Source organism: Kribbella sp. NBC_01245, assembly GCF_036226525.1.
Taxonomy (GTDB): Bacteria; Actinomycetota; Actinomycetes; order Propionibacteriales; family Kribbellaceae; genus Kribbella.
The window spans coordinates 659,807-681,262 of sequence record NZ_CP108487.1 but is presented as its reverse complement, the minus strand read 5'-3'; the positions used below and the strand labels follow the sequence as shown (position 1 = coordinate 681,262).

Below are 21,456 nucleotides of genomic sequence, written 5' to 3'. Positions count from 1 at the left end.
CCGCCTCCAGGCAGGGGAGGACGTCAAGCGACGCCCCTCTCGGTTGAACTCATCGTAAGGTCGCGATCGGGACGTGGTCGGTAGCGATCCGTTCGCCGAGGCGCCGCAGCAGCGGGACGGGGTCGGCAATACACCGCCGTACGTCGGGCTCGAGGTCGGTCAGCGCGTACGCCGCCGAGATCCCCGCCTCGCGCAACCGCGCTGCGTCGAGCCGGTTCGAACCGCAGACGGCGACCACCGGGATCCCGGCCGCCCGAGCCGCCGCGGCCACGCCTGCGACCGCCTTCCCGTGCAGCGTCTGCTCGTCGAGCGAACCCTCGCCCGTGACGACCAGATCGACACCGGCGAGCCGCTCACCAAACCCGACCAGGTCGAGGACGAGCTCGATCCCCGGTCGCAACGATGCGCCAAGCAACGCCAACGCCGCGAAGCCCACTCCCCCAGCGGCACCAGCGCCCGGCACGTCCCGCAGGTCGTGCCCAGTCGAGCGAGCCACGAGGTCCGCCCAGTGTCCGAGCACGGCGTCGAGTTCCGAGATCTGCGCGGCGTCGGCACCCTTCTGAGCTCCGTACGTCGCCGCGGCGCCGGTTGGACCGGTCAGCGGGTTGTCGACGTCGCACGCGACCACGACCTCGACTCCCGCCAACCGCTCCCGCAATGCCGTCAGGTCGAGAGAGACCGCCGTCGCCAAGGCCGCACCGCCCTCCGCGACATCCACACCATCGCCAGAGAGCACGCGGCCGCCAAGGGCGCGGATCAACCCCGCACCCCCGTCCGTGCAGGCGCTACCGCCGATACCGAGGATCACCCGAGTACAGCCGCCGGAGATCGCCGCCGCCACCAACTCGCCCGCGCCGCGAGACGTCGCCGTCATCGGAGCAGGCCGGCCACCGGGCAAACGGATCAGCCCGGACACGTCGGCCAGCTCGACCACGGCAACCTCACCACGCCGAACGAACCCGCTGCGCACCCGCTCACCGGTAGGCCCGGTGGCTGTCACCGGCACCAACGAGAACCCCGCGGCCGCAGCGGCGGCGAGAGTCCCGTCGCCTCCGTCGGCCACCAACACAGACCCGACGACGGCATCGGGACGGACCCGCCGTACGCCGTCGCGAACCGCACCCGCGACCTCAGAGCTGCTCAAAGTGCCCTTGAACTTGTCAGAGGCAACGATTACCGAGAACATCAGCCACCCAAGGCGGTAGGGGCGTCTTCGGGCCGCTCGGCCAGCTCCTCGAACTCGACGACGTTGTCGATCTCGGTGCCCATGGCAACGTTCGTCACCCGCTCGAGGATGACCTCCACCACGACCGGGACCTGGAACTCGACCATCAGCTTCTTGGCCTGCTCGAGAGCCGGCAGGATCTCGTCCGGTTCGGACACCCGGAGCGACTTGCAGCCCAGCCCCTCGGCCACCTTGAGGTGATCGACGCCGTACCCGTTGACCTCAGGACTGTTGATGTTCTCGAACGACAGCTGCACGCAGTAGTCCATCTCCAGCCCACGCTGTGCCTGGCGGATCAGCCCCAGGTACGAGTTGTTCACCACCACATGGATGTACGGGATGTTGAACTGCGCGCCAACCGCCAACTCCTCGATCAGGAACTGGAAGTCGTAGTCACCCGACAACGCCACAACAGTGCTGTCCGGATCGGCGGTAGCGACGCCCAACGCCGCCGGCAGGGTCCAACCAAGCGGGCCCGCCTGGCCAGCGTTGATCCAGTGCCGCGGCCGATAGACGTGCAGCATCTGCGCCGCTTGGATCTGCGACAGCCCGATCGTGCTGACGTACCGCGTGTCGGGTCCGAACGCCCGGTTCATCTCCTCGTAAACGCGCTGCGGCTTGATCGGCACGTTGGCGAAATGCGTCTTGCGCTGCAACGTCGTACGCCGCTCGCGGCACTCCGAAACCCACGCCGTACGGTCGGCCAGCTTGCCCTCGGCCGCCCACTCGCGAGCCACCTCGACAAAGACCTCGAGCGCGGCGTGAGCGTCGGAGACGATGCCGTAGTCCGGCGCGAGCACCCGGCCGATCTGGGTCGGCTCGATGTCGACGTGCACGAACTTCCGGCCCTCGGTGTACGTCGCGACCGAACCCGTGTGCCGATTGGCCCAACGGTTGCCGATACCGAGCACGAAGTCGGAGGCCAGCAGGGTGGCGTTCCCGTACCGGTGTGAGGTCTGCAGGCCGACCATGCCGGCGGCCAGCCGATGGTCGTCCGGGATGGTCCCCCAACCCATCAGCGTCGGCACGACGGGCACCCCGACGAGCTCGGCGAACTCGACAAGCAGGTCGGCCGCGTCGGCGTTGACCACGCCACCACCCGCGACGATCAACGGCCGCTCGGCCTCGGCCAAGAACTGAAGCGCCTTCTCAGCCTGAGCCCGCGTGGCGGCCGGCCGGGCCACCGGCAACGGCTCGTACGTGTCGATGTCGAAGTCGATCTCGGCGAGCTGGACGTCCACCGGCAAGTCGACGAGCACGGGCCCCGGGCGGCCTTCACGCATCACCTGGAAGGCCTTCTGGAACGTGCCCGGCACCTGGGCCGCTTCCATCACGGTGACGGTCCACTTGGCGACCGGCTTGGCGATCGAGGCGATATCGACCGCCTGGAAGTCCTCCTTGTGCAGCTTCGCCACTGGCGCCTGGCCGGTGATGCACAGGATCGGGATCGAGTCGGCGGACGCCGAGTAGAGGCCCGTGATCATGTCGGTCCCGGCCGGCCCCGACGTACCGATGCAAACCCCGATGTTGCCGGCCTTCGCCCGGGTGTAGCCCTCGGCCATATGCGAGGCGGCCTCGACGTGACGGGCCAGGACGTGCTTGATCCCGCCGTGTTTCCTCATCGCGCTGTAGAAAGGGTTGATCGCGGCGCCGGGCAGACCGAAAGCCTGGACCGCTCCTTCCTTCTCCAGAATCAGGACCGCGGCATCCACCGCGCGCATGCGTGCCATCAGCTCAAAGCCTTTCCAGAAAGACGTTCGACGCCGCGCAGCAGCGCGGAATGGTCAAGGCCGCCGTCGCCATTCAAACGAGCGGAGGCCACCAGTTGAGCCACCAGTGAGCCGAGCGGTACGGCGACACCGGCTTCGCGGGCTGCCGCGGTGACGATGCCCATGTCCTTGTGGTGCAGGTCGATCCGGAAGCCGGGCTCGAAGGAGTGCGACAGCATGTTCGCCTTCTTCTGGTTCAGTACCGACGAACCGGCCAGCCCACCACCGAGCACCTCGAGCGCGGCCTTGGTGTCCACGCCGTACGCCTCCAGGAAGACGACGGCCTCGGCCAGCGCCTGGATGTTGGCCGCGACGATCAGCTGGTTGGCAGCCTTGACCGTCTGCCCCGATCCGCTCGCGCCGACGTGCACGACGGTCTTGCCGACGGCGTCGAACAGCGGCTTGGCGGACTGGAAGTCACCGGCCTCACCGCCGACCATGATCGACAGCGCGGCGTTCTTCGCACCGGCCTCGCCACCGGAGACCGGGGCGTCGAGGATCCGGAAGCCGTGCCCGCGGGCCTGGCGCGCCAGCTCGATGGTGACGTCGGGCCGGATGCTCGAGAAGTCGATGATGAGGGTGTCGGTCTGGGCGTTGCGGAAGACTCCATCCGGGCCTGCGAGCACCAGCTCGACGTCGGGTGAGTCCGGCACCATCACGCAGACCACGTCCGCGCCCTTGACGGCCTCGGCGATGGAGCCCGCGGCCCGCCCGCCGGCCTCGATCAACGGCTTGGCCCGCTCGGGATCGAGGTTGACGCCGGTGACCTGATGCCCGGCATTCGCGAGGTGAACGGCCATCGGGCTGCCCATGATGCCGAGACCGATGAAGGCGATATTCGTCATGACTTGTTCTCCAATCCGGCGCTGCCGCGACGTTCGCGTGGCAGCCAGCCGAAGCTGTCGACGGTGCTGGTGGACGGCTTGTACTCGAGGCTGACCCAGCCGGTGTAGCCCTGGGCCGCGAGGGCGGTCAGCTGGGCTTGAAGCGGCAGCGTGCCGGTGCCGGGCTCATTGCGGCCGGGCAGGTCGGCGATCTGCACGTGGGCGATCCGCCCGGTGTGCTCGGCGATCACCCGGTCGACGTCGTCGCCGTTGAACGCGAGGTGGTAAAGGTCGGCGAGCAGACCGACGTTCGGCGCCTGCACCCGGTCGATGACGGCGAGTACGTCGGCCGCGGACCGCAGCGGATACCGATCTGCGCCACTGACCGGTTCGACCAGCACTGTCCCGTTGATCCGGGCAGCGGCGCGGGCCGCCAGCGTGAGGTTCTCCACGGCGACGTCGTCCTGCTCGGCCGCGGAATGGAAGTCGTTCCGGTTGCCGTACAAGGCGTTGAAGGCCCGGCAACCGAGGCGTTCACCGATGCCGATGGTGACCTCGATGTTGTCCCGGAACTCGCTGGACCGCTTGGGCCACGACGCCAGGCCGCGGTCGCCGCCAGGCATGTCGCCGGCGAAGAAGTTCAGACCGATCAGCTGTACGCCGGCGTCCTCGATCGCGGTCACGAACGCGTCGACGTCGGCGGCCGGCGGCACTGCCTCGGCGAACGGCCACCAGAACTCGACGGCGTCGAACCCGGCCTGCTTGGCGGCGGCCGGGCGCTCCAGCAGCGGCAGTTCGGTGAACAGGATCGAGCAGTTCACCGCGTAGCGCAGCTTGTGGCTCATGGCGCCTCTCTCTCGTAATTCCGCATTGTGGAAATGCACTTCTGCTCTGCGAAATGACGATAAGTTGCAGTTACCGGAAGCGTCAAGCGGGGTCGGCGTTGTACGTTCCTCCAAGGACCAGGTTTTCAGGAGGTGTGCCGTGCTGCTGTCGGAGCTGGTCGATGCGCCAGAGCTCGGACTTCACCTGCTGCATTTGGCCCAAGACGTGTACGACCGTCCGATCGGGCGGCTGGTCACCACGGATTTGCTTGAACCCGGCAACTACCTCAACGGTGGCGAGCTGGTCCTCACCGGTCTGGTCTGGCGCCGGAGTGCCGCGGACAGCGAGACGTTCGTGACCTCGGTAGCCGGTCGGGGCGCCACCACGATCCTCGCCGGCAAGGCGTTGTTCGGCACGATCCCGGTCGACCTGCTCGAGGCTTGCCGTCACCACCAGGTCACGCTCGTCGAGGTGCCCACGGAAGTCGCGTTCGCGGATGTGACCGAGTACGTCGCGGCCGCGGGTTCGGCCAACGCGGGCGCCAGGTTGTCCGCGAGCCTCGTGCGTCAACGCGAGCTTCTGTCTGCGATCACGTCCGGCCGGACCCTCGACGAGCTCGCGGCCCGGATCGCCGGCGAGATCGGGCACGACTGCCGCGTGATCACCGCCACCGGCCGCCACGTCGTACCGGGGCCAGGCGAGTTGGACGATCCGACCCTCGACGCGGTCACCCGGCGATTCCTCACCGCCGACCTCACCCCGGCCGTCGCCGTCAGCGGCGACGCGTCGTACAGCCTGTTCCCGGTCGGATCAGGGCTCGGTAACCGGCTGACCGCGTGGCTGCTCGTCATCGACGGCGATCACACGCAGTGGCCGCGGGACCACGTCGAGGCGGCGCAAGAGCTGTGTGCCATCGCCGCGCTGGACCGGGTCCGACGCGATGAGGGCCGAATCGCGTTGCGGCCCCTGGTGGCAGACGCATTGGCCTTGATCGAATCCGGTAGCCCGCTGGCCGAGGTCACCACGCGCCTGAAGCAGGCGGGCGTCCGGCCGGACCAGCCGATGGTCGTCGCCGTCGCCGAACTCCGGGATGGCCCGGACGATGTCGCGATCACCGTGCTCGAGGACGTCGCGCTCATGGTCGGCCTCGCGGTGGTGGCGCCCGGGCGGGACGACTTGCTGGTCGGGTTGTTGCCTTCGTCCCCCGGTTTGCCCGATCGGCTGCGGCGGGCGTTCGGCCGGCTCGCGCCCGGGCTCGCGCGGACGAAGCTCGCGGTCGGCATCAGCGGTGAGACCGCCATCGACGCGTTGGCCGGCGCTTTGGAGGAGGCACGGTTCGCCCATCGGGTGGCCCGGGCCGGTACGACGCCGGTGTCCGTGGTGACGTCGGACGAGGTCGCCTCGCACGTGCTGCTGCTCGCCACCGTGCCCGACGACGTACGACGGACGTACACGTATCGCGTGCTCGGGCCGGTGCTCGAGCACGACAGTCGGACGGGCTCCGAGCTGATCGCCACGCTGCGGGAATTCCTCGCCTGTTCGGGCTCTTGGTCCCGAACTGCCGAGGCGTTGCACTTGCACGTGAACACCGTTCGCTATCGGATCGAACGCGTAGAGCAACTGACCGGACGCGATCTGTCGTGGTTCGAGGACCGGGTGGACGTGTTCCTTGCCCTGAAGTCCCTCTGACTGTGTGATCACACAGATTTGGCCCCACTGAAGGGGCCGAACTTCGGAGGTTCCTCGGTAGCCGTCGCAGACGACCGAAGCCCAAGCTGTCGTGCAGGTCAGATCCGCCGCGACCCCTTGGAAGGTGTCCGATGAAGGCAGTCCTGCGACCAAGCCGCCGCGCCAATCGTCATCCAGTTGACGAGTTACTCAGCCCGGGACGGCTCGCCGTATACGGCACCCAGCACGTGCTGGCGTTCTACGCCGGTGCGGTGATCGTTCCGATCCTGCTGGCGAACTCGATCGGGCTCAGCACCGAGCAGCTCGTGCACCTGATCAACGCCGACCTCTTCACCTGTGGCATCGCTTCTATAATCCAGTCTGTTGGTTTTTGGAAGGTCGGTGTCCGGCTCCCGCTGTTGCAGGGCGTGACCTTCACGGCCGTCTCGCCGATGATCGCGATCGGCCTGGCCGCGGGCGGCGGGACCGACGGTCTGCTGGTGATCTACGGCGCGGTCATCGTCGCCGGTCTGGCCACCTTCCTGATCGCGCCCTTCTTCAGCCGCCTGATCCGGTTCTTCCCGCCAGTAGTCACCGGCTCGGTCATCACGATCATCGGTCTGGCCCTGCTGCCGGTGGCAGCGGCGGACGCGACCGGCGGCGCGGGTCCGACGTCCGACCCGACCAGCGGCAAGAACCTGGCGTACGCGCTGGGAACACTTGCGCTGATCGTCCTGATCCAGCGGGTCTTCAAGGGCTTCATGGCGACGATCGCGGTGCTCGCCGGCCTCGTCATCGGCACCTTGGTCGCTTGGGCCTTCGGGGACGCCCACTTCGACGCTGTCGGCGGCTCGGACTGGGTCGGGGTGACCACGCCGTTCCACTTCGGCTGGCCGCAATTCTCCGCCGCAGCGATCATCTCGATGATCGTGGTCATGCTGATTACCGCAGTCGAAACAACCGGTGACGTGTTCGCGACCGGCGAGATCGTGGAGAAGCGGATCAGCCGCGACGACATCGCCCGCGCCCTGCGCGCGGATGGCCTCGCCACCACCATCGGCGGCGTCTTCAACTCCTTCCCCTACACGTGTTTCGCCGAGAACGTCGGCCTGGTCCGGCTCACCCGGGTGAAGAGCCGCTGGGTCGTCGCGGCCGCCGGCGTGATCATGATCCTGCTGGGCCTGGTCCCCAAGGCGGGCGCCATCGTCGCCGGTATCCCGCACCCCGTTCTGGGTGGCGCCGCCCTGGCGATGTTCGCCACCGTGGCCGTCGTCGGCTTCCAGACCCTGGCCAAGGTCGACTTCCACGACCACCGCAACGTGGTCATCGTGGCGACCAGCGTCGGCCTGGCCATGTACGTCACCGCGCAGCCCCAGGTCGCCCAGGCGGTGCCCAGCTGGGCCGAGATCATCTTCGGCAGCGGCATCACGCTCGGCAGCCTCACCGCGATCGGCCTCAACATCCTCTTCCACCACGTCGGCAAGGACTTCGGCCCCGCGGTGGCCGGGCAGCCGGGTGACACCGTACGGTTGGATCAGGTGAATCGGATGACCCGCGAAGAATTCGTGGAGACTTTCGCCGGCCTGTTCCAGGGCCCACGCTGGACGGTCGAGCGGGCGTGGGAGATGCGGCCATTTTCCGACACCCACGCCCTGCGCCGTTCGTTCCAGGAGGCGCTCTTCTCCGGCTCGCACGAGGAGCAGCGGCAGCTGATTGAGGCCTATCCGCAGCTCGGCTCGCAGCTGGTGGCCGACGGTCTTGGTGACGAGGCGTCGCTACGGGACCAGTCCGCGCGCGGGCTGACCTTCCTGGCCGAGCCTGATCGCGACGAGCTCGCGGCGGTCACCGAGGCGTACCGCGAGCGCTTCGGCTTCCCGCTCGTCATCTCGGTACGGGACGCGGAGTCGTTCGACCGGATCGTCGAGCAGGGCCGGGAGCGCCTCGGCAACTGCGAGAACCAGGAGCACGCCGCCGCCCTGCTGGAGATCGCGAAGATCGCCGGTTACCGGTACGACGACTTCCTGCAGGACGCGAACCCCATCCACAGCGCGAGGACCCGCTGGAGCAGCAGCCGATGAGTACGACGATCCCGCAGCCTTCGACCTTGCGCAAAGCCGCGATCAAGGTCAACGGCCAGAACCTCCCGATCGACGGCGTGCCCGTCCACACCACGGTGCTGGACTGGCTCCGCGACCGGGGCTTGACCGGAGCGAAAGAAGGTTGCGCCGAGGGCGAGTGCGGCGCGTGCTCGGTCTTGGTGGCCCGGCCCGGGATCGACAGCCCGACCGAGTGGACGGCGGTCAACGCCTGCCTGCTGCCGGTCGGGTCGCTCGACGGCCAGGAGGTCATCACCTCGGAAGGCCTCGGCACGAGCACCGCGTTGCACCCGGTACAAGAGGAAATGGCCGTACGGGGCGGCTCGCAGTGCGGCTTCTGCACTCCGGGATTCGTGTGCAGCATGGCCGCGGAGTACTACCGCTCTGACCGTATGGCCGGGGTCTGCGACCACGAGCACGGGCCCAACGGGTTCGACCTGCACGCCTTGAGCGGCAACCTGTGCCGGTGCACCGGTTATCGGCCGATCCGGGATGCGGCGTACGCGCTCGGTGATCCTGCGGCCGAGGACGCGCTCGCGGCTCGCCGGTCGTCGCCGCCTCCCCCGCCGGCGACAACCAGGCTTGCGGTAGCGGGAGCATCGTTCGTCCGGCCGGCTGAGCTTGACGACGTACTCGAATTGCTGGCCGGCGAACCGGATGCGCAGATCGTTGCCGGGTCGACCGATGTCGGCGTGGAGGTCAACCTTCGCGGCGTACGGGCGCCACTGGTCGTCGCCGTGGACCGGTTGGCCGAGTTGCGCGAGTTCGCGTTCGGGCCGGACGAGGTTCGCATCGGCGCCGCGCTCACGTTGTCCGAGATCGAGCGGTTGCTGGCTGGACGGGTGCCGCTGTTGGCGCAGATGTTCCCGCAGTTCGCGTCGCGGCTGATCCGCAACGGCGCGACGATCGGCGGCAACCTCGGCACCGCGTCACCCATCGGCGATACGCCGCCCGCCTTGTTGGCGCTCGACGCCTCGCTCGTGCTGGCGTCCCGCCGTGGCGAGCGTGTCGTTGCCCTCGCGGACTACTTCACGGGCTACCGGGAAACCCTGAAGGCTCCGGACGAGCTGATCCGGACCATCGTGATTCCGCAACCGCTCGCACCAATGAGCGCCTTCCACAAGATCGCCAAGCGACGCTTCGACGACATCTCGAGTGTCGCGGTGGGCTACGCCGTCGAGGTCGCGGACGGAGTCGTGCGCCAGGCCCGGATCGGGCTCGGCGGCGTGGCGGCCACACCGATGCGCGCCCGGGCGACCGAGGAGGCGCTGACCGGACAGCCGTGGACCGAGCGGACGGTACGCGAGGCGGCCGCCGTGATGGCGAGAGAAGGCACACCAATGGACGATCACCGGGCGAGCGCGTCGTACCGATCGGCGATGCTCGGCCAATCGCTCCTCCGCTTCTATGCCCAGCAGGAGGTGAGCGCATGAGCGCGCTGTCCGAACGACCAGCGCAAGCCATCGTCGGCCTGCCGTTACCACACGAGAGTGCGGCGTTGCACGTGACCGGCGAGGCCCTCTACACCGACGACCTCGTCGGCCGTACGCGCGACGTCTTGCACGCTTGGCCGGTCCAATCCCCGCACGCGCATGCCCGGATCATCGACCTCCAGGTCAAGCCCGCGTACGACGTACCGGGCGTGATCCGAGTCTTGACGGCCGAAGACGTGCCTGGCATCAACGACGCCGGCGTGAAGCATGACGAGCCACTCTTCCCGACCGAAGAGGTGATGTTCCACGGGCACGCCATCTGCTGGGTGCTCGGCGAGACGCTGGAGGCCGCTCGGCTTGGTGCCGCGGCCGTGGAAGTCGAGTACGAGCAACTTCCCTCGCTGGTATCAGTCCGCGAAGCGATTGCCGCGGGCAACTTCCAGGGCACCGGGCGTCATCTCGAGCACGGTGACGTCGAGGCGGCGCTCTCCGAGGCGGCGCACGTGTTCAGCGGCGAGTTCGAGTTCGCTGGGCAGGAGCACTTCTACCTCGAGACGCACGTCGCGTTGGCTCTGGTCGACGAGGCCGGCCAGATCTTCGTACAAAGCAGCACGCAGCATCCGTCGGAGACGCAGGAGATCGTCGCCCACGTCCTCGGCCTGGCCAGCCACTCGGTCACCGTCCAGTGCCTCCGGATGGGCGGAGCCTTTGGTGGCAAGGAGATGCAGCCGCACGGGTTCGCGGCCATCGCGGCACTCGGCGCGACGTTGACCGGCCGGCCGGTGCGGCTGCGGCTCAACCGCACCCAGGACGTCACGATGTCCGGCAAGCGCCACGGCTTCCACAGCGAATGGCGGGCCGGCTTCGACGACGACGGCCACCTGGTCGCGCTCGACGCCACCCTCACCGCCGACGGCGGCTGGAGCCTCGACCTGTCCGAGCCGGTATTGGCTCGCGCGATGTGCCATATCGACAACGCGTACTGGATTCCGAACGTTCGCGTCGACGGCCGGATCGCGAAGACGAACAAGACTTCGCAGACGGCCTTCCGCGGCTTCGGCGGGCCGCAGGGCATGCTCGTCGTGGAGGATCTGCTGGGCCGATGCGCACCCCTGCTCGGGTACGACGCTATGGAGCTGCGCCGACGCAACCTCTACCAGTCTGGGCAGGCAACGCCGTACGGGCAGCCGGTCCGGCACGCGGAGCGGTTGGAGGCCTGCTGGAGCGAGGTCCTCGAGACCGCGGAGGTTGAGCGGCGGCGCACGGAGATCGAGCAGTTCAACGCGACCCAGCCGGACACGAAGCGGGCGTTGGCGATGACGCCGGTGAAGTTCGGCATCTCGTTCAACCTCACCGCGTTCAACCAGGCCGGGGCGTTGGTGCACGTCTACAAGGACGGCTCGGTGCTGATCAACCACGGCGGCACCGAAATGGGACAGGGCCTGCACACCAAGATGCTGCAGGTGGCGGCCACCACGCTCGGCCTACCGCTGGATCGCGTCCGGCTCGCGCCGACCCGTACCGACAAGGTGCCCAACACCTCGGCCACCGCGGCAAGCTCTGGCGCGGACCTCAACGGCGCAGCGATCAAGAACGCCTGCGAGCAAATCCGCGAACGCCTCTCGCCGGTCGCGGGCGGGCGGCTCGGTATCAGCACACACGACGTTCGGATCACCGACGGCATCGTGCACGGGCTGACGTTTGACGGCGAGAGCCTGAGCTGGGAAGAGCTCGTCAATATCGCCTACCACCAGCGCGTCCAGCTGTGGGCGGCCGGCTTCTACCGCACCGAAGGGCTGCACTGGGACCCCAACGTCATGCGTGGGGAGCCGTTCAAATACTTCGCGTACGGCGTGGCCGCCGCGGAGGTTGAGGTGGACGGATTCACTGGCGGCTATACGTTGCGCCGGGTCGACATCGTGCACGACGTCGGCGACAGCCTCAGCCCGCTGATCGACATCGGCCAGATCGAGGGCGGCTTCGTCCAGGGCGCGGGTTGGCTGACGCTCGAGGATCTCCGTTGGGACGAGAGCGACGGGCCGAATCGCGGGCGGCTGGCCACGCAGGCGGCGAGCACGTACAAGCTGCCGAGCTTTTCGGAGATGCCTGAGGTCTTCAACATTCGCCTGCTGGAGAAGGCCCACGAGGACGGCGCCGTCTACGGCTCGAAGGCTGTTGGCGAGCCGCCGCTGATGCTCGCGTTCTCCGTGCGCGAGGCGTTGCGGCAGGCGGCCGCGGCGTTCGGTCCGGCCGGTGCGACCGTGGAGCTGGCGTCGCCCGCCACGCCCGAGGCCGTCTACTGGGCGCTGGACAAGGTCCGGTCGTACCGCGTCGAGCCCGCTGTCTTGAGCGGGGTGTGAGATGGACTGGATGCGAGCGGTACAACGCCTACGCGAGCAACGCCTGCCTGGCGTGCTGGTGACCGTCATGTCGGTCCGCGGGCACGCGCCGCGGGATGCCGGCGCCAAGATGGTCGTCGGCACCGACGCCACGTGGGCGACGGTCGGCGGCGGAAATCTGGAAGCTGTCGCGATCGAGCGTGCACGTGCGCTTCTGGCCGAGGGCGCGATCGAGCCGGAGGTGATGGAGTTCGCGCTGTCGGACAAAGCGCCATACCAGCAGGCAGTTCAGTGCTGCGGTGGCGAGGTCAAGCTGTTGCTCGAACCCCTGCCAGTGGTCCCGTCCGTCGCGATTTTCGGGATGGGGCACGTCGGCCTCGAGCTCGCCCGGATCCTGGCCCGGCATGACGTCGAGCTGCACCTGATCGACTCGCGCCCGGACCAACTCGCGCCCGAGCGCCTGTCCGTACTCGACGACGCCGTGGCGAACGTGCACGTGCACCACGTCCCCGTACTGCCAGAACTGGTGGTCGGCGAACTGCCGTCCGGCACGCATGCACTCGTGATGACCCACGACCACGCCGAGGACGCCGCGCTCTGCGACGCGGCGTTGCGAAGCGGCCAGCTGGCCACGATCGGCTTGATCGGGTCCAGCGCGAAGTGGACGCGGTTCCGCCGCAAGCTCGCCGACGACGGCATCCCCGCCGAGGCGATCGACAAGATCACCACGCCCATCGGACTACCCGACCTGATCGGCAAGGAGCCGGCCACCATCGCCGTCAGCGTGGCGGCCTGGCTGCTCCAACTATTCACTGCCGAGCGCAACTCCGCGCCGGCTCACCGTGAGGCAAAAGCATGACGCTGTTCCGAGGTACGTTCCTCGACACCCCGCAAAACCCGTTCAACGGTGGCACTCTGCGCGTCGCCACCGACGCCGCGCTCCTGGTCGAGGATGGCGTGATCACCGCCCGCGGACCGTTTGCCGAGCTCCGCGGCGCGCATCCGGCCGAGCAGGTCGTCGACCTGACGGGTGGGCTGGTGCTGCCCGGGTTCGTGGACACACACGTCCACTTCCCGCAGATCCGCGCGGTCGGCGGGATGGGCATGCCGCTGATGGAGTGGCTCGACCGGTACGCCTTGCCGGAAGAGGCCCGCATGGCCGACGCGTCGTACGCCGCGGGGGTGGCCGACGAATTCGTGCGGGGTCTCGCGGCCGCGGGCACCACGAGCGCGTTGGTCTTCGGTGCGCACTTCGCCTCTGCGGTCGGCACGCTGTTTACGGCCGCCTCACGCGTTGGCCTGCGGATCACCAGCGGGTTGGTCGTCAGCGACCGGTTCCTACGGCCGGAGCTGCTCACGACCCCGGAGCGTGCGCACGCCGAGTCGCTCGCCTTGGCGTCTCGCTGGCACGGCGTCGGTCGCAACCGGTACGCCGTGACGCCGCGCTTCTCGCTCTCCTGCACGGATGAGCTGCTCGCGGCCTGCCACACCACGTTGGAGGACATCCCGGGAGCGCTGTTCACCTCACACCTCAACGAGAATCTCGCGGAGATCGCTACTGTGGCCGAGCTTTTCGGTGGCAGCGACTACGTGCGGACCTATGAGCGGCATGGGCTGGTCGACCGGCGGAGCGTGTTCGCCCACAACGTGCACCCGACCGACGTCGAGCTCAAGGTGCTCGCCGATAGCGGTGCGACGGTTGCGCACTGCCCGACGAGCAATGCCGCCTTGGGCAGCGGGTTGTTCCCGTTGGGGCGGCACCTGCAACACGGCGTACGCGTCGCGCTCGGCTCGGACGTCGGCGCTGGTACGGGATTCTCGTTGCTGAAGGAAGGGCTGCAGGCCTACTTCTGCCAGCAATTGATGGGCGATCACGGTCTTGCGCTCAACTCGGCACATCTGTTGCATCTGGCAACGAGCGCGGGAGCTGACGCGCTTGGGTTGACCGAGGTCGGCGACCTGAGTGTAGGTAAGCGGTTCGACGCCCAGCTGCTCCGGCCGGCTGATGGCTCGCCGTTGGCCGTTGGTGTTGCTCATGCCGATGACGCCGAGGAAGCGCTGGCGCGGATCTTCACGCTCGGCACGCCTGCCGACGTCCGCGCTGTCTGGATTGATGGTCAGCTGTTGAACTCTGGAGAGGTGTGACAGGTGGATTTGTCTGAGTTCAACGCGACTCCGGCCGACCGGCTGCGCCCGATGCTGGCCGCCTGCTGCGACGTACCTCGCTGGGTTGACGCCGTTTTGGTCGGTCGTCCTTATGGGGACGCCGCCGCGATGGCTTTTGTTGCGGACAAGGCGGCCCGGGACCTCTCCGATGACGAGGTTTCGCGCGCGCTGGCGGCGCATCCACGCATCGGTGATCGCGCGGACGGGGACAGCGCCGAGGCGTCGTGGTCACGGCGGGAGCAGGCGGGCGTCGGCGATGACGCGTCTGTCCGCGCGGCGCTTGCGGCCGGCAATCGCTCGTACGAAGAGCGCTTCGGCCGGGTCTTCCTGATCTGTGCCACCGGGTTGTCCGCTGAGCAGATGCTCACCAGTCTGCGCGAGCGGCTGACGAACGACGAGACCACCGAGGCCGGCGTCGTACGGGATGAGTTGCGCAAGATCGCCGTACTCCGGCTTGCCAAAGTCCTTGCCGACCAGGAGGTTCCGGCATGAGTACTGTCACCACGCACGTTCTCGACACCGGTCTCGGGCGACCGGCCAGCAAGGTCCCGGTACGCCTGTCGCGTCTTGCCGACGACCAGTCGGTCGTCATCGCGATCGGCAGTACCGACGACGACGGGCGTATCTCGTCGTTGACACCCGAGGCGCTCCAGCCCGGCACGTACCAGCTCCGGTTCGACGTCGCCGCCTACGCGGCCGCGTCCGGCCAGGACATCTTCTTTCCTGAGGTCACGGTGACGTTCACGATCACCGACGAGCGGCATTACCACGTACCGCTGCTGCTCAGCCCGTTCGCCTTTTCCACCTATCGAGGGAGCTGATCCAATGGCGATCCACCTGGGAGCCAACCAGTACGGCAAGGCCGAGAGCCGCGTCGTCCGCATCTACCGCGACACTCCTCGCCACCAGATCCGCGACCTGAACGTTTCGTCCGCCCTGCGCGGCCGGTTCGAGGACGCGCACACGACCGGCGACCAGCGCGACGTACTGCCCACCGACACCCAGAAAAACACCGCCTTCGCCTTCGCCAAGGAAAAGGGCGTCGGCGCGATCGAGGACTTCGCGTTGACCCTGGGCGGCCACTTCATCGACGCCACGCCCGCGGCCGACGGCGCCCGGATCGAGATCCAGGAATACCCGTGGGACCGGATCACCGTCGACGGCGAAGGCCACGACCACTCGTTCGTACGATCCGGCAGCGGCATCCGTACGACGGTCGTCAACGTCGAGGGTCGCGGCGACGAGCGCAAGTCGTACGTCGTGTCTGGGATCAGTGATCTGGTCGTACTCAAGTCCACTGGTTCCGAGTTCCACGGGTTCCTCAAGGACAAGTACACGACGCTGCCGGAGACGAACGACCGCATCCTCGCCACGCAACTGGTAGCCCGCTGGCGCTATGACCACACGAACGTCGACTGGGACAAGTCGTACGACGACATCAAGCGGTTGCTGCTCGAGCAGTTCGCCCAAATCCACAGCTTCGCCTTGCAGCAAACGCTTTACGGCATGGGTGAAGCGGTCCTCCAGCAACACCCGGAGGTCGCGGAAATCAAGTTCTCGGCCCCGAACAAACACCACTTCCTGGTGGACCTAAGCCCCTTCGGCGTCGAAAACCCAGGCGAAGTCTTCATCGCCGCCGACCGCCCCTACGGCCTAATCGAAGCCACCGTAGTCCGAGACGACGCCACCACCCCCGGCTCCGCCTGGCACGCCACCCCCGGCTTCTGCTAACCCCCTCCCCCAACCCCCACTCATCGGTCCCTTATGACACGGCGAGTCGCGCATCATCGGGCCCTTGCGACGTTGCGAAACGCGTCGCGTACGTCATCGGTCCCCTTGCGACGTGAGGTGACGTGACCTGTCGCGCGCGTCATCGGGACCTTTGCGACGTGACGTGACGTGTCGCGCGCGTCCATCAGGTCCCTCCTGACACGGCGTGTTCCGCTCATCGGGCCCTTGTGACGCGGCGTGTCCCGCATCATCGGGCCCATGTGACCACGCTCGACCTCCGCGGCGGCCGGCCGTCTCTCTCCTTTGCATTCATTCGTCGGAATCCGCCCTCTCAGCCAAGCGGGCAGGTACAGGTCAGCGGACGGAGGAGGGCGGATTCCGACGAATGAATGCAAAGACCCGTGGCCCCTAGCCGCTGGTCAGAAGGGACCGATGACGCGCGACACGCCGCGTCACAAGGGCCCGATGAGCAGGATTGCCTAGGCGTGATCGCTCGTGGTGAAGAAGACGTATTCCCTCTAGGAGTAGGAAAGTGGGTCGATGAGTACGGCGATGATCGTTATCGATGGTGCCAGCGTGGTCACGCTTGACCAGGGCCGTCGTGAATTCACCACTGGTCATGTTGTTGCCGAGGGCAATCGGATTGTTGCCGTCGGCCCCGGACCCGCCCCGGCGTACGACGGAGCGCGGGTGGTCGACGGGCGTGGATGTCTGGTCGCACCCGGCTTCGTCAATACGCACCAACACCTCTACCAGTGGGTGACGCGTGGACTCGCGGCCGATGCCGGGTTGTTCGGTTGGTTGACCACGCTTTACCCGGTGTGGGCCGGCATTGACGACGAGTCCGTTCATGTGGCCGCGCAGGGCGCGTTGGCTCGGCTCGCGCGCACCGGGTGTACGACGGCGGCCGATCACCACTATCTCTTTCCGCGGGTGGGCGGCGACCTACTTGAAGCGGAGATTCTTACGGCCGAAGAGGTGGGACTGCGGTTCCACCCGGCGCGTGGATCGATGGACCTCAGTGAGAAGGACGGTGGGCTGCCACCCGACTCCGTGGTTCAGGACCGTGACGAGATCCTGCTCGCGACCGAGGCCGCGATCGACCGTTGGCACGATCCCGCGCCGGATTCGATGTTGCGGATCGTGGTCGCACCTTGTTCACCGTTCAGCGTGACCGGGGAGCTCATGCGGGAGGCGGCGGAGCTCGCGCGCCGTAAGGGCGTACGGCTGCACACGCACCTGGCCGAGACGACTGACGAGGGCGACTGGTGTCAGGAGAGGTTCGGTTGTACGCCATCGGAGTACGCCGGCCAACTCGGCTGGACCGGGCCGGACGTGTGGTTCGCGCACGGCATCCACTTCGACGACACGGAGATCAAGCGGCTGGGCCAATCGGGGACCGGTGTCGCGCACTGCCCCAGCTCCAACGCCCGCCTCGGCGCCGGGATCGCGCGCGTCGCTGATTTGCGGATGGCCGGTAGTCCCGTCGGACTCGGCGTAGACGGTGCCGCCAGCAACGAAGCCGGCAGTCTGATCGAGGAGATGCGTAACGCCCTGCTCTTCGCCCGCGCCCGCGGCGGCCCGCAAGCGCTCGACGTACGCGCTGCATTGGAAATGGCAACCCTCGACGGCGCCCGCATCCTTGGCCGCGAAAACGAGATCGGCTCGCTGGAAGTCGGCAAACTCGCCGACCTCGCCCTATGGCGCCTAGACACCCTCGCCCACGCAGGCATCGCCGACCCGGTAGCCGCACTAGTCCTCGGCACGCCACCCCCGCTGGAACTACTGCTAGTCAACGGCCGCCCCGTCGTCGAACACGACACCGTCCTCACCGTCGACGAACCAACTTTGGCCGCACGGGTGACGCAAATCCAACACACCCTCATCGCCAAGGCAGGCTAGACCCCCTTTTGTCCGCGAGTGGTCGCGTATAACCCGACAACTCGCGCTTGATCCCCACGCGAGTGGTCACCTCTGATCCGCCCAGGCGGCATGTAGGTGCCCCGTGCAACGTTCAGACGTGACCACTCGCAGCAATGTTGGTGTCACGTGGTCGGCGAACCGGTCGATTCGATCGACGGGGTCGAGGTGGTTGATTTCCTCGAGTTGCTCGGTGAGGAATCGTTGGTCGGAGTCGAGGACTGCAAGGTCGGCGGCGCGTTGGAATGCGTCCCTGGCGGCGTCGCTATGTCCGAGGCGCCGCAGCAGGGTGCCCCGGGCAGCGTGCATCAGGTGGTAGGCATCCAACTGTGGCGCTAAGGCGTCGATCACCTCGAGCGCGGCCGACGGGCCTTTGACCTCCCCCATGGCAATGGCTCGGTTGAGCGCGACCATCGGTGTTGGCATCAACGCGAGCAGGTGGTCGTACAGCTCCACGATCTGCGACCAGTCCGTCTCGTCGTACCGTGCGGCGTTGCAGTGGACGGCCTGGATCGCCGCCTGAAGCTGATACGGACCAGGTTGATCGCGTCGGATGCAGGCGCGCACGATGGCATGCCCCTCTTCGATCAAGCCGTGGTTCCAGGTGGACCGGTCCTGGTCGCGCAGGAGTACGACGCTGCCGCGATGCCGGCGCGACGCCTCGCGGGATTCGCACAGGAGGATGACGGCCAGGAGGCCCCACGCCTCGGCCTCGTCAGGCATCAGCTCAACGAGCGCGCGAGCCAGCCGGATGCCCTCCTGGCGCAGGGCGGCGCGTGCCGGGTCGTCCCTTCCAGTGTTGTAAATCAGGTAGAGGACGGCGAGAACCGACCGCACCCGGGCAGGCAGATCGGCATCAGACGGCACGCGATAGCGAATATCCGCGGCCTTGATCTTGAACTTCGCGCGCACCAGCCGTTTCGCCATCGCCGGCTCGGCAACCAGGAAGGCGCGAGCCACCTCTTCCACACTCAATCCACCAAGGAGGCGCAGGGTGAGCGCGACCTGGTGCTCCATCCGTAGCGCCGGATGACAGCAGGTGAAGGTCAACCGCAGCCGGTCGTCGCTCACAGGTCCGCTCTCCTGCCCGTCATCGCCTGGGTCATTCGACGCCTCAACCGCGAGCTGTTCGTGCAACTCCCGGCCGCGAGCGGAACGACGGAGATCGTCGATCGCGCGGTTCCGTGCGGTCGTGATGATCCATCCGGCCGGGTTCGGCGGGATGCCTTCTCGCGACCACCGATCAGTCGCGATGACAAACGCATCCTGTACGGCGTCCTCCGCCACGGTGATGTCACCGAACACCCGGATGAGCGTCGCGACCGCCTGCCCATAGACCTCCCGAAACGCCACCTCCACCCCGACGACCCGACCCGAGCCGGGCTCGACGCCCTCGCGATGCGGGCCGGGTTCCACTTCCGGGGCGGGCGGTTGGGTCACGTCGGGACGTGGCCGGTGGCGGCGAAGGGGCGTACCTCGATCGCGTGGCCGATGGCGTCGACGACCTTGCCGGCCCACGCGAGCGCGGCATCGAGTCCGTCTGCCTCGATGATGTAGAAGCCGGCGATGTGCTCCTTCGCCTCGACGAACGGTCCGTCGGTCATCACCAAGTCGTCGCCGCCCTTGTGCACCACTGTCGACGCGTCGGCGCCGTGCAGCCGACCACCGAACACAAAGGCGCCGGAGGCATCCATCTCGGATTCCAGGGCGGCGACCCGTCCCATGTACGCCTGCATCTCCGCTGGCTTCGCCGCAGTTGCGTCGACCTCGCCGCTCTCGCGGTGGCCGTATACCGAAAGCAGGTACTGGCTCATCCCAACCTCCTGAATCCTGGCGGGCGGCCCCGCCTTCATCATCCTTACGAACGGGATCAGGTCAAGAGGACAACTCTCGCCCACGACTTTGCGTTCATTCGTCGGAATCCGCCCGCTGCCGTCGGCGAGGGCGGATTCCGACGAATGAACGCAAAGTGAAGGTGTCTACGGCTGGAGCGGGGAGCCCGCGCGTTGGTCAGAAGGGACCGATGAACCGCGACACGCCGTGTCACAAGGGTCCGATGAACGGAAGTGTCCCCGGCGGATCACGTCCGCGGTGTCAGGAGCGGACGCGGCGTCACGGGCGGGCGGGGCGGCGGGCGAGGGTGGCTAGGGTGGCGGGGTCTATGCCGATGAGGGTGTCGAGTTCTGGCATGTCGATGGCGCCGCATTCGACGCCGCGGAGGACGAAGCTGGCGAGGGCGGTGGCGGTGGCGGGCTCGTCGAGGTAGCCGGACTCGCCCTTGCCAACGTACGCGCGCAGGCGGAGGGCGGCCGATTCCAGACCCTCGCGGTAGAACAAGTACGTCGCGACGAAGCGGCTCGGCAACTGGCCCGGATGCATGTCCCAGCCCTGGTAGATGCCGCGGACGAGGGAGCGTCGTACCAACCGTGAATGCAACCGCCACGCGGCATGTACGGCATCCCGCTCGCCAACCGGAAGGACGTTGGTAGACCCGTCCGAGACGAACACCCCGGTACCAGCCGCGGCCAGCTGCATCACGTCCTTCGCGTGGTCGGCGACCGGATGCTCCATGCTCTGGTACGCCGCGGCGACGCCCAGCGAGGCCGAATAGTCGTACGTGCCGTAGTGAAGCCCGGTCACCCGACCGGCGCCCGCGCTGATCATCCGCACCACAAGCGCCGTACCATCCGGCCCGAGGATCGCCTGAGGCGTCTCGACCTGGATCTCGAACTTCAACGACCCCGACGGCACCGCATGCGCCTTTTCGACAGCGGCCAGCACGACCACCATCGCCTCGACCTGCTCCACCGACGTGACCTTCGCGAGCGTCACCACGAACCCGTCCGTCAACGCACCGGCCCGAGCCATCTCGCCGACAAACAGATCGAGCGTACGCACACCACGCCGACGACTTGGCGCCTCGAGAGACTTGATCCGAAGACCGTGGTACGGCGGAGCCGAGGCGTTCTTGACGCTCTCCGCCAACGCTCGCGCCGCGGAGATCGCCGCAGCGTCCTCCTGGTCATCGGGCCGAGTGCCATAGCCATCCTCGAAGTCGATGCGCAAGTCCTCGATCGGCTCGCGCTCCAGCTTTCCGCGAACACGCTCGTAGACCTCAACCGCCTGGTCCGCCGGCAAATCCAGCGCCTCGGCCAACGCCGCCGCGGATCCACCGTGACTTGCCAGTACGGCCTTCGCCTCCGCCGCCCACCGCTCGACCGTGCCGGCGTCGTACTGGTCGGCAGGCACGTAGACGGTATGAACGGGCTGCCGAACCCCGCGATCCCCCGGATAGAGCCTGCTCAGCGCCGCGTCGGCATCAGCGAGCCGCCGATCCAGCTCGTCGGCGAGAGCGTCGAGCTCAGTCATGACCGAACCACCTCAGATCCTCGGGATTTCGTAATGCGGATACTAGTATCTACTTTGCGGAAGTCGCAACGCTTCTCATCTTCCGGAATCT

The 21,456-nt window shown here is 67.6% G+C and carries 17 protein-coding genes; 10 read left to right on the top strand and 7 right to left on the bottom strand.

The window, feature by feature from the left end:
• Positions 1-49: 49 nt before the first annotated feature.
• From OG394_RS02925 to OG394_RS02910, 4 genes are read right to left on the bottom strand one after another with little or no spacing between them, the layout of a single operon-like run.
• On the bottom strand, positions 50-1,186 hold the full coding sequence (locus OG394_RS02925) for a glycerate kinase (RefSeq protein ID WP_328993242.1): 1,137 nt from the start codon (positions 1,184-1,186) through the stop codon (positions 50-52).
• Positions 1,186-2,955, bottom strand: coding sequence for a glyoxylate carboligase (gene gcl, locus OG394_RS02920; RefSeq protein WP_328993241.1), 1,770 nt, complete (start codon positions 2,953-2,955; stop codon positions 1,186-1,188). Before gcl ends, OG394_RS02925 begins: the two co-directional genes overlap by 1 nt.
• Positions 2,955-3,839, bottom strand: coding sequence for a 2-hydroxy-3-oxopropionate reductase (locus OG394_RS02915; RefSeq protein WP_328993240.1), 885 nt, complete (start codon positions 3,837-3,839; stop codon positions 2,955-2,957). Before OG394_RS02915 ends, gcl begins: the two co-directional genes overlap by 1 nt.
• A complete protein-coding gene (locus OG394_RS02910) occupies positions 3,836-4,663 on the bottom strand; it encodes a hydroxypyruvate isomerase family protein (RefSeq protein ID WP_328993239.1) in 828 nt (275 codons plus the stop codon). The genes OG394_RS02915 and OG394_RS02910 overlap by 4 nt, the downstream gene beginning before the upstream one ends.
• Positions 4,664-4,802: 139 nt before the next feature.
• Between OG394_RS02910 and OG394_RS02905 the strand changes: the two genes are divergently transcribed.
• From OG394_RS02905 to OG394_RS02860, 10 genes are all read left to right on the top strand, one after another.
• A complete protein-coding gene (locus tag OG394_RS02905; RefSeq protein ID WP_328993238.1) occupies positions 4,803-6,332 on the top strand; it encodes a helix-turn-helix domain-containing protein in 1,530 nt (509 codons plus the stop codon).
• Between the two features lie 131 nt (positions 6,333-6,463).
• Positions 6,464-8,389: a 2-oxo-4-hydroxy-4-carboxy-5-ureidoimidazoline decarboxylase gene (gene uraD, locus OG394_RS02900; RefSeq protein WP_328993237.1), complete on the top strand. Its 1,926-nt coding sequence runs from the start codon at positions 6,464-6,466 to the stop codon at positions 8,387-8,389.
• Positions 8,386-9,840, top strand: a complete 1,455-nt coding sequence (locus OG394_RS02895) for a xanthine dehydrogenase small subunit (RefSeq protein WP_328993236.1) — start codon at positions 8,386-8,388, stop codon at positions 9,838-9,840. Before uraD (OG394_RS02900) ends, OG394_RS02895 begins: the two co-directional genes overlap by 4 nt.
• The gene (gene xdhB, locus OG394_RS02890; RefSeq protein ID WP_328993235.1) at positions 9,837-12,200 is read left to right on the top strand and encodes a xanthine dehydrogenase molybdopterin binding subunit; all 2,364 of its coding nucleotides are present in this window, start codon (positions 9,837-9,839) and stop codon (positions 12,198-12,200) included. Before OG394_RS02895 ends, xdhB begins: the two co-directional genes overlap by 4 nt.
• A gap of 10 nt (positions 12,201-12,210) precedes the next feature.
• On the top strand, positions 12,211-13,038 hold the full coding sequence (gene xdhC / locus OG394_RS02885) for a xanthine dehydrogenase accessory protein XdhC (RefSeq protein WP_328993234.1): 828 nt from the start codon (positions 12,211-12,213) through the stop codon (positions 13,036-13,038).
• Positions 13,035-14,324, top strand: a complete 1,290-nt coding sequence (locus tag OG394_RS02880) for a guanine deaminase (RefSeq protein WP_328993233.1) — start codon at positions 13,035-13,037, stop codon at positions 14,322-14,324. Before xdhC ends, OG394_RS02880 begins: the two co-directional genes overlap by 4 nt.
• 3 nt (positions 14,325-14,327) lie before the next feature.
• Positions 14,328-14,837 (top strand): 2-oxo-4-hydroxy-4-carboxy-5-ureidoimidazoline decarboxylase, encoded by a 510-nt coding sequence (uraD, locus tag OG394_RS02875; protein WP_328993232.1) that lies wholly within the window; start codon positions 14,328-14,330, stop codon positions 14,835-14,837.
• Positions 14,834-15,166, top strand: coding sequence for a hydroxyisourate hydrolase (uraH, locus tag OG394_RS02870; protein ID WP_328993230.1), 333 nt, complete (start codon positions 14,834-14,836; stop codon positions 15,164-15,166). Before uraD (OG394_RS02875) ends, uraH begins: the two co-directional genes overlap by 4 nt.
• Positions 15,167-15,170: 4 nt before the next feature.
• Positions 15,171-16,076 carry a factor-independent urate hydroxylase gene (gene pucL / locus OG394_RS02865; RefSeq protein ID WP_328993229.1) on the top strand — a complete coding sequence of 302 codons (906 nt, stop codon included), beginning with the start codon at positions 15,171-15,173 and terminating at the stop codon, positions 16,074-16,076.
• 540 nt (positions 16,077-16,616) lie between these two features.
• Positions 16,617-17,978, top strand: coding sequence for an 8-oxoguanine deaminase (locus OG394_RS02860; protein ID WP_328993228.1), 1,362 nt, complete (start codon positions 16,617-16,619; stop codon positions 17,976-17,978).
• A gap of 66 nt (positions 17,979-18,044) precedes the next feature.
• Here OG394_RS02860 and OG394_RS02855 read toward each other — a convergent pair whose 3' ends face one another.
• The 3 genes from OG394_RS02855 to OG394_RS02845 form a co-directional block, all read right to left on the bottom strand.
• Positions 18,045-19,436, bottom strand: a complete 1,392-nt coding sequence (locus OG394_RS02855) for an RNA polymerase sigma factor (protein WP_328993227.1) — start codon at positions 19,434-19,436, stop codon at positions 18,045-18,047.
• Positions 19,433-19,810 carry a YciI family protein gene (locus OG394_RS02850; RefSeq protein ID WP_328993226.1) on the bottom strand — a complete coding sequence of 126 codons (378 nt, stop codon included), beginning with the start codon at positions 19,808-19,810 and terminating at the stop codon, positions 19,433-19,435. Before OG394_RS02850 ends, OG394_RS02855 begins: the two co-directional genes overlap by 4 nt.
• A 298-nt stretch (positions 19,811-20,108) precedes the next feature.
• Positions 20,109-21,365 (bottom strand): DUF6986 family protein, encoded by a 1,257-nt coding sequence (locus tag OG394_RS02845; RefSeq protein ID WP_328993225.1) that lies wholly within the window; start codon positions 21,363-21,365, stop codon positions 20,109-20,111.
• Positions 21,366-21,456 lie beyond the last annotated feature (91 nt).